At 68.3% G+C, this 8,599-nt stretch carries 6 protein-coding genes; 1 reads left to right on the top strand and 5 read right to left on the bottom strand.

Features of this window, described 5'->3' with window-relative positions:
* Nucleotides 1-113: 113 nt before the first annotated feature.
* The 4 genes from ACFVM3_RS36675 to ACFVM3_RS36660 all read right to left on the bottom strand — a co-directional run bounded on the left by ACFVM3_RS36675 (nt 114) and on the right by ACFVM3_RS36660 (nt 5,445).
* Nucleotides 114-650 carry a DUF1062 domain-containing protein gene (locus ACFVM3_RS36675; RefSeq protein ID WP_378444468.1) on the bottom strand — a complete coding sequence of 179 codons (537 nt, stop codon included), beginning with the start codon at nt 648-650 and terminating at the stop codon, nt 114-116.
* A 231-nt stretch (nt 651-881) separates the two neighbouring features.
* Complete coding sequence (locus ACFVM3_RS36670; protein WP_378444467.1) at nt 882-2,435, bottom strand: GMC family oxidoreductase; 1,554 nt, start codon at nt 2,433-2,435, stop codon at nt 882-884.
* Complete coding sequence (locus tag ACFVM3_RS36665; RefSeq protein ID WP_378444466.1) at nt 2,432-3,943, bottom strand: APC family permease; 1,512 nt, start codon at nt 3,941-3,943, stop codon at nt 2,432-2,434. The genes ACFVM3_RS36670 and ACFVM3_RS36665 overlap by 4 nt, the downstream gene beginning before the upstream one ends.
* Nucleotides 3,944-3,960: 17 nt before the next feature.
* Nucleotides 3,961-5,445, bottom strand: coding sequence for an aldehyde dehydrogenase family protein (locus ACFVM3_RS36660; protein WP_378444465.1), 1,485 nt, complete (start codon nt 5,443-5,445; stop codon nt 3,961-3,963).
* Between the two features lie 217 nt (nt 5,446-5,662).
* Between ACFVM3_RS36660 and dxs the strand changes: the two genes are divergently transcribed.
* Nucleotides 5,663-7,567, top strand: coding sequence for a 1-deoxy-D-xylulose-5-phosphate synthase (gene dxs / locus ACFVM3_RS36655; RefSeq protein ID WP_378444464.1), 1,905 nt, complete (start codon nt 5,663-5,665; stop codon nt 7,565-7,567).
* Nucleotides 7,568-7,729: 162 nt separating this feature from the next.
* Here the strand turns inward: dxs and ACFVM3_RS36650 are convergent, their stop codons facing one another.
* On the bottom strand, nt 7,730-8,377 hold the full coding sequence (locus ACFVM3_RS36650) for a DJ-1/PfpI family protein (RefSeq protein WP_378444463.1): 648 nt from the start codon (nt 8,375-8,377) through the stop codon (nt 7,730-7,732).
* Nucleotides 8,378-8,599 lie beyond the last annotated feature (222 nt).

Below are 8,599 nucleotides of genomic sequence, written 5' to 3'. Positions count from 1 at the left end.
TAATCTTTCCTGCCGGCGCTACATTGGCGCTTTGGCGCGGGGGCGCAAGTGGTGGGGTCGGTTGTGTGTTGGGGAGTTTACCACCCGCCCCCACCACTCACGAGATCACAAGATCAGCGTTTCAGTGTAAAGGTGAAGTCCCCGGACACCTTCCCACGCAACCGCGCCCCCGAAACCACCTTCCCCTCATCGATCAGCCGCTCGACCTCGCCCCGCGTAAGACCGCACCCTTCGGCGATCAGCCGGGCGGTCCGAACGGGAATCGGTGCGGCGAAGCGAACCGAGACAGCGTGAAAGTGGCATGTGGAGCCGGTATCGAGCCGCCAGGCGCCCTCCCAATCCAGGGCGATGCGATTGCGGCGGAGCACGGCCGGATCCTGGAGTAGTTCGGCGGCGAGGCCGAGGTCGTTCTCGTGTAGCCGCTCCAGCAGTTCAGGCCGGACGGAGCGCACGGTCACCCGCTCCAGGATCGTGAGTTTCGCGGTGTCCCCGCACGCGGCACAGCGCACGAGCAGCCAGACATCGAGGAGTTTGTGGTTGGCGTTGACCCGGAATTTGCCGTTTGCCCGGAAACGTCCCGACCCGCAGGAGTGGCAACGGCGGAGGACGACAGGAAGGCAGGTGGGAACGACCACCCAGTTTTCGAGCATGGGAAGTACACCCGTTCAGTGAGAAATCCGCAGCAAAAGGAAGCGCGGCGCGCAAGGCGCGACGTGCGACGAAATCAGCGCTCGGGAGGTCTCACAGGGTGTACAACGGCAGGCCCTCGGCTCGGCGACGTGGTCCGGCAGCACGGTAATGGCCCGGCACGCCGCGTTCCACCGGTTTTCCGGGCAAGAAGAAGGCCCCCTCACCGAAGCAAGGGGGCCTTCGATACGAAGCTAGGAGCGCGCGTCCTCCTTCAGCATGTCCGCGCACTTCTCACCGATCGCCATCGTCGTGATGCACGGGTTGACCGCGACCAGGAACGGCATCGCCGAACCGTCGGCGACCCGCAGGCCCTCGACGCCCCGCACGCGCAGACGCGCGTCCAGCACGGCCATCGGGTCGCCGTCGCCGCCCATTTTCGCGGTGCACGAGGGGTGATAGACCGTGTTGTGCGTCTTGCGCAGGTAGTCCGCGATCTCGTCGTCGGTCTTGACGTCCTTGCCGGGCGCCAGTTCCGTGCCTGCCCATTCGTCCAGCGCGGGCTGCTCGGCGATCTTGCGCGCCAGTTTGATGCCGTAGGTCATCACGCGCATGTCGTGCTCGTCGGTGAAGTACCGCGGGTCCACCTTCGGCTTGTCCCGGTAGTCGCGGCTGCGAAGCCGCACGGTCCCGGTCGACCGTGACCGGGTGACGTTCGGGGTCAGGCAGAAGCCGTTCTCCGTGGTCGGATACCCCTGCCGGAGGGTGTTCATGTCGAACGGCACCGAGCCGTAGTGGAACATCAGGTCCGGCCGGTCGAGACCTTCCTCGGTGGTGGTGAAGATGCCGATCTCCCACCATTGCGTGGACTCGGTCGTCATCGGCTGCAACGCGTCCCACTGGATGACGCCTTCGGGGTGATCCTGCAGGTTTTCGCCGACGCCGGGGGAGTCGACCAGCACGTCCACCCCGACCTCGCGCAGATGCTCGGCGGGGCCGATTCCCGACAGCATCAGGAGTTTCGGCGTGTCGATCGCGCCGGAGGAGAGGATGACCTCACGTCGTGCCCGCAGAGGAACACCGTGGATCAGGTCGTCGGCCAGGTATTCCGCGCCGGTGCAGCGTTTGCCGTCGAACAGCAGCCGCCGGACGCGGGCACCGGTGATGATCTCCAGGTTCGGCCGCTTGCCGATGATCGGGTGCAGGTACGACACCGACGCGGACGACCGCGTGCCGTCCTCGCGCGCGTTGATCTGGAACCAGTTCGCCCCGTGCGTCACGGTCTTGCCCGAGTTGAACTCCGTCCTCGGGATGCCCGCCTGCTCGCAGGCCCGCAGCAGCGCGACACCGGTCGGGTCGTTCGGCGGCACCGAGCGGATCGTCACCGGACCCGAGCGGCCGTGGTGGTCGCCGGGGCCGTCGTTGGTCTCGAGACGTTTGTACAGCGGGAAAATATCCTTCGAGGACCAGCCGGGCAGGCCGAGCGACGCCCATTCGTCGAGGTCTTCCGCCGGTGCCCAGAACGCGATGCACGAGTTGTGCGACGAGCAGCCGCCGAGCACCCGCGCGCGGGCGTGGCGCAGGAACGAGTTGCCGGACTCCTGCGGCTCGACCAGGTAGTCCCAGTCGTAGCCGGATTCCAGCAGGGCCATCCACTTCGTCAGCTCCAGCACCGCCGGATCGTCCACATCGGACGGTCCGGCTTCCAGGAGTGCCACGGTGACGTCCGGGTCTTCCGAGAGTCTCGCCGCGACCACCGAACCCGCCGTCCCGCCGCCGACGACGATGTAGTCGAACTCTCCGGTCACTGTGCTGCCTCCTCGGGAAGTGCTTCCGCGGCGTGATCGGCCAGGACGCCGGTCTTGTGCCGCAGGACGAACCAGTAATACGCGAAACCGACGACCGCCACCGCGCCGACGAACAGCACGGCCCCCCATTCGAGGTACCAGTGATACGGCTCGGTCGCGTTGTAGACCTCGCGCCGCGGCCACGCCAGGTTCACCACGATCGCGCCGCCCCACAGCACGCCGAGAATGTTGACCGGCAGCCCCAGTTTGCCGAGCGAGAAGTACTTGGTGCCCTCCACCTTCGGCGGCGGCCACTGCCCGCGCAGGCGTTTGACCAGCATCGGAACGGTGACCAGCAGATACGCCAGGTAGATCATGATGATGCCGATACTGGTGATCACCGTGAAGATCTGCGGCTGCCCGACGTTGACCACCAGGATCAGCACCGCGAGCACGCCGGTGATGATCGCCGGGATCACCGGGGTCTTGGTCTTCGGCGACACCTTCGCGAGGCGCTTCCCGGCGGGCAGGTTGTTGTCGCGCGCCATCGCGAACATCATCCGGATCGCCGCCGACTGCACCGCCAGGTTGCACACGGTGATCGCGATGACGACCGCCAGCAGGAAGATCGTGCCGATCGTGCTGCCGAGGACGTCCAGAACGATGAACTGGAGCCCGCCGGTCGCGATCTCCGGGTTGTCGATGTCGCCGACGGCCATCAGCGCGAGGATCAGGATGAGGCCGCCGATGACGAACGACGCGATCAGCGCGCGCAGGATCGCCTTGGGCGCGTTCTTGCGCGGGTCGTGGGACTCCTCGCCGAGCGAGCTGGCGGTGTCGAAGCCGTACATGACGTAGGTCGACGCGAGCGAGGCGACCAGGAACGCCCCGAAATAGCCCCATGGCTGGTCGGCGCCGGTGTTGTTCGTCTGCATGACGACCTCGGGGCCTCGCGTGATGTTCACCGCGAGCGCGACGATCAGCAGGACCGCGGCGATCAGCTCGATGAACACCCCGGCGCTGTTGATCCGCGCCATCAGCTTGACGCCCCAGGCGTTCACCAGCGTCGTGAACACGATCAGCACGGTCCCCAGGATGACCGCGTTCACCGCGCTGTCACCGGAGAAGGAGAAGAACGACGAGATCTGGGGGAGGGTGATCTGGTACGCCAGCGCGACCGCGGCGATGCTGACGATCGAGGCGGTCAGCATCATCCACCCGGCCATCCAGGCGACGTGCGGGCTGCCGAGCCGTTTCGACCAGTTGTAGATCGAGCCGGCGACCGGATAGTGCGCCGCCAGTTCGGCGAACGACAGCGCGACCATCAGCTGGCCGGCGAACACCATCGGCCACGACCACCAGTACGCCGGCCCGCCGAAGCTGAAGCCGAAGTAGAACAGCTGGAACGTCCCCGTCAGGATCGAGATGTAGCTGATCCCCGCGGCGAAGGTGTGGAAATTGCCGAGCGTTCTTTCGAGTTCCTGTTTGTAGCCGAAACCGGCCAGGCCGTCGTCGGACGGATTGCTCATCGGCAATTTTCCCCTCTTCAGTTGGACGCGGGCTCCCCGGAGAACCAGCGCTGTGGAGCGGGCCGGAGGTTCTGGTAGATGTGCTTCGCCTCCGTGTACTCGGCGAGTCCGGTCGGGCCGAGTTCGCGCCCGAAGCCGGACTGCTTGTAGCCGCCCCATTCCGCCTGCGGCAGATACGGGTGGAAGTCGTTGATCCAGATCGTGCCGTGGCGGAGCCGGTTCGCGACCCGCTGCGCGCGGGAGGCGTCCGAGGTGAACACCGCGCCGGCGAGGCCGTAGTGGGTGTCGTTGGCGATGCGGACGGCGTCGTCCTCGTCGGTGAAGGTCTCGACGGTGAGCACCGGGCCGAACGATTCGTCGACGACGGCGCTGCTGCCCTGCTTCACGTTGTCGAGGATGGTCGGCAGGTAGTAGTGCCCCTTCGCGAGCTCGCGAGCGTCGGGCCGTTTGCCGCCGGTGCGCAGGACGGCGCCCTCTTCCAGCGCCACGGCGACGTAGCGTTCGATCTTTTCCAAATGGGCGGCCGAGATCAGCGGACCGGTTTCAGCCTTCGGGTCGAAAGGTCCACCCAGTCGGATCAGCTCGGCGCGCCGGACGAGTTCGTCGACGAACCTGTCGTGCCATTCCTCCTGGACGATCAGCCGCGCGCCCGCCGAGCAGACCTGCCCGGAGTGCAGGAACACCGCGGTCAGCGCGTAGTCGACGGCGGTCTCGAAGTCCGCGTCGGCGAAGACGACGTTCGGATTCTTGCCGCCCAGCTCCAGCGCGACCTTCTTGATGGTGGAGGCGGCGGACGCGGCGATGATCTTGCCGGTCGCGAGGCCGCCGGTGAACGACACGAGGTCGACGTCGGGATGCTCGGACAGCGGTGCCCCGGCCTGTGCGCCGGCGCCGAGCACCAGGTTCGCGACGCCGCCGGGCAGCCCGGCCTCGGTCAGCAGCTTCATCAGCATGATCGAGGTGTGCGGGGTCAGTTCGCTGGGCTTGAGGACGAACGTGTTACCCGCCGCGAGCGCGGGGGCGACCTTCCACATGGTCTGCAGGAGCGGGTAGTTCCACGGCGTGATCAGCCCGCAGACGCCGACGGGCTCGTGCACGATCCGGCTGAACGCGTCCGGGTTGCCGGTGTCGACCACGCGGCCGGCGTCGTTCGCGGCGAGCTTGCCGAAGTAGCGCAGGCACGCGGCGATGTCGGCCATGTCGTATTCGCTCTCGACCAGCCGTTTCCCGGTGTCGAGCGATTCGGCGCGGGCGAAGGCGGCGGCGTCCCGGTCGAGCAGGTCGGCGGCCTTCAGCAGCAGGTCACCGCGTTGCGGGGCGGGCGTCCGCGGCCATGGGCCGGTGTCGAACGCCTTCCTCGCGGCGGCGATGGCCGCTTCGGTGTCTTCACGGGTGCCTTCGGCGACTTCCGCGACCAGCGACCCGTCCGCGGGGCAGCGGATCTCCCGGCGACCACCGCCGACCGCGTCGACCCACTCGCCACCGATGAAAAAGTCCGCCATCAAGCCACTCCAACCAGGCTCCTGCTTAACCGTCGAGGAGCGATTATCGCGGCCACCCGACGTGACCGCTACTTGGCAAAAGAGACCATGTTCACACCGTCGGGTGCCGACTGGTGATTTTCTGACATGTGACCCGTGACGCGGCGGACGGAACACTCTCAGGTGCCCTCCGTAGACTGGTCGGAACGGCGGAAGAGGAACCAGGCGAGGTGGGAGAGTGACGTTGCTCGAGTCCGTGCACGGACCGGCCGACTTGAAGCGGATGAACCAGGACCAGCTCGGCGAGCTGGCCGCGGAGATCCGGGACTTCCTCGTCGAAAAGGTGCGGCTCGCCGGTGGTCACCTCGGCCCGAACCTGGGTGTGGTCGAGCTGACCATGGCGCTGCACCGGGTCTTCGACTCGCCGGACGACGCCATCGTGTGGGACGTCGGTCACCAGGCATACGTGCACAAGATCGTCACCGGTCGTCACGACGGCTTCGACAAGCTGCGCCAGCTCGGCGGCCTCACCGGCTACCCGGCCCGCTGCGAGAGCGAGCACGACCTCGTCGAGAACAGCCACGCGTCGACTGCGCTGTCCTATGTGGATGGTCTGGCGAAGGCGTTCGAACTCGGCGGGGGCGGCAGGCACGCGATCGCCGTCGTCGGCGACGGCGCGCTGACCGGCGGCATGTGCTGGGAGGCGCTCAACAACATCGCCGCGAACCCGCGCCGCCCGGTCGTCATCGTCATCAACGACAACGGCCGCTCGTACTCGCCGACCATCGGCGGCGTCGCGGACCACCTCGCGTCGCTGCGGCTCAAGCCGGGCTACGAGCGCGTGCTGGACCGAGGCAAGGAACTGCTGCGGCACACGCCCGTCGTCGGCAAGCCGATCTACGCGGCGCTGCACGCGGCGAAGGCGGGGCTCAAGGACGCGCTGAGCCCGCAGATGATGTTCTCCGACCTCGGCCTCAAGTACCTCGGGCCGGTCGACGGGCACGACCTCGTCGCGCTGGAGAAGGCGTTCCAGAGCGCCCGCGACTTCGGCGGCGCGGTCATCGTCCACGTGGTCACCGAGAAGGGGCACGGTTACGAGCCCGCGGTGACCAACCAGGCCGACCAGATGCACCAGACCGACCCGATCGACCCGGAGACCGGCCTGCCGCCGGTCAAGGGCCCGAGCTGGACCGGCGTCTTCGCCGACGAGCTGGTGAAGATCGGCGCCGACCGCGAGGACGTCGTCGCGATCACCGCGGCCATGCTGCGGTCGACCGGGCTGCACAAGTTCGCCGAGGCGTACCCGGACCGCTGGTACGACGTCGGGATCGCCGAGCAGCACGCGGTGACCTCGGCCGCCGGGCTCGCGATGGGCGGCAAGCACCCCGTCGTCGCCGTGTACTCGACCTTCCTGAACCGCGCGTTCGACCAGGTGCTGATGGACGTCGCGCTGCACCGCCAGCCGGTGACGCTGGTGCTGGACCGGGCGGGGATCACCGGGCCGGACGGGCCGAGTCACCACGGCATGTGGGACCTTTCGCTGCTCGGCATGGTGCCGGGCATGCGGGTCGCCGCTCCGCGTGACGCCGGAACGCTGCGCGAGGAACTGCGGGAGGCCGTCGCGGTCGAGGACGGGCCGACGGCGCTGCGGTTCTCCAAGGGCGGCGTGGTCGACTCGGTGCCCGCCGTGGAACGCGTCGGCACGGTGGACGTGCTGCGCAAGCCCGCCGGTGAAGCCGACGTCCTGCTCGTCGCGGTGGGCGCGTTCGCGATGCTCGGGCTCGCTGCCGCGGACCGGCTGGCCGATCAGGGCATCGGCGTGACCGTGGTGGACCCGCGCTGGGTCGTCCCGGCGCCCGCCGAGCTGGTGGCGCTGGCCGAGCAGCACAAGCTCGTCGTGACCGTCGAGGACAGCGGGCGGCACGGTGGCTTCGGCTCCGCGCTGGCCGCGCTGTTCCGCGACGCCGAATGCGACGTGCCGCTGCGCGATCTCGCGGTGCCGCAGGTGTTCCACGACCACGGTTCGCGCGAGGAGGTGCTGGCCCGCGTCGGGCTCACCGCGCAGGACGTGGCACGGCGGGTGACGGAGTGGTCGGCGAAGCTGGCGAGCCGGACGCCGGCGCCGGAGGACACTCACCGCTGACAGGCGCCTCGCCGCTGCGGCGCGAGGAAGGTGACTGTGCGGATTTCTGGTCGTTAAATCCACACGGTCCGGCGAGACAGTCACTGTCACGACCAGGTGTGTGGAGATAGGGACACTCAACGTCCCTATTTCCACACACCGCACCCTGGGGTCACGCGAGCACTAGGCCCGCCAGACGGTGCCCCGCCGCTCGTACTCCAGCACCACTTCGGTCCGCTGAGCCGCCTTCGCGCCCAAGAAGCGTTCCACGAGCCACAGCGAAACCTCGAGGCCCGCGGTGATCCCGCCACCGGTGATCAGATCCCCGTCGTCGACGACGCGCGCGTCGATCACCTTCGCGCCCTGCGCGGCCAGATCCGCCTTCGCGCCGTGGTGCGTCGTCGCGTTGCGGCCCTTCGTGAGGCCGGCGGCGGACAGCACCATGGTGCCGGTGCAGATCCCGACGGGCAATGCCCGCGACGCGGCGAGGCGCCGCAGAAAGCCCTGATCGGCGTTGAGCCGGTGCACCCCGGGCCCGTTCGGGTCGGTGTAGCCGCCGCCGGGCACCACGAGGACGTCGGCCTCGCCGGGCGACCAGGAACGCGGAACCTCGACGACGGTGCCGTAGGTGCATTTCACGGATCCGGGGCGCCCCGCGGAAGCCAGCGAGGTGACCACGGCGCCGCCGGTGAGTTTCCCGGCCAGGCCCAGAACCTCGACGGGCGCGACGAAATCCTGTTCCTCCACGCCGTCGAACATCAGGATCTGCACCCGTAGCGGGGCGGCGGCGGAAGCGGCGGGCGCGGTGGCGCCCACCAGACCGGCGGACAAGGCTGAAGCACGTAGAAACGTACGACGCTGCATACCCAGTGGTCGTGCGAAAAGCGGCTCAGGTTCCCATGATCCGGCCGACCGCGCGGACGACGAGGTCGCGGGTCGCGGTGGGGGAGGAGAATCCCGGGCGGCCAGAGGTGGGCTGAAGGCTCCCTTCGCCGCGTCTGATGCCGTGAAAGGCGCCTTCGCCACCGGTCGCGGGGGTCGTGGGTGGCGTTT

This window comes from Amycolatopsis sp. NPDC057786 (genome assembly GCF_042797905.1).
GTDB lineage: Bacteria > Actinomycetota > Actinomycetes > Mycobacteriales > Pseudonocardiaceae > Amycolatopsis.
Note: the sequence above shows the minus strand (reverse complement) of the source record. Positions and strands in the feature narration are given on the sequence as shown.